The organism is Vibrio sp. 970 (assembly GCF_033339075.1).
Window position 1 is genome coordinate 1 of sequence record NZ_JAWOTW010000751.1, and the last position, 531, is coordinate 531.

At 46.9% G+C, this 531-nt stretch carries 1 protein-coding gene; it reads left to right on the plus strand.

The window, feature by feature from the left end; translation table 11 throughout:
• Window positions 1-115 precede the first annotated feature (115 nt).
• Window positions 116-531: YicC/YloC family endoribonuclease (locus tag R7Q11_RS29000; RefSeq protein WP_318094488.1), on the plus strand; the 416-nt coding region annotated here is incomplete at its 3' end.

Here is a 531-nt window from a genome sequence, read left to right on the forward strand (position 1 = left end):
AACATTTCCTGGGAGCATATTTGCGAGACACTGATGTAAGACAGCCCGCGCACCTCTTGCCGCTCCGTGATACACTCTCTAGGTAATTTTCAAAAAATGAAGACAGGAAAATTCGATGATTTACAGTATGACTGCGTATGCGCGCAAAGAAGTAAAAGGCGATTGGGGCTCAGCGGTATGGGAAATCCGCAGTGTAAACCAGCGTTACCTAGAAACCTATTTCCGCATGCCAGAACAATTCCGAGCTTTAGAACCAGTTCTACGCGAGCGTTTTCGTAAACGTCTAGCGCGAGGAAAAGTGGAATGTAGCCTTCGTTTCGAAGCGAACCCTGCAGCAAAAGCCGAGCTTAGCATCAACGAAGCGTTGGCAACCCAAGTGATTAAAGCTGCTGAACAAGTTATGCACATGACTGGTGAGCTTAGCCGCATCAATCCATTTCAAGTCATGCAATGGCCTGGTGTGATGGAAACTCCTGAGCAAAACATGGATGAGGTCAACAAAGAGCTGCTTGCTGCATTTGATGAAGCAAT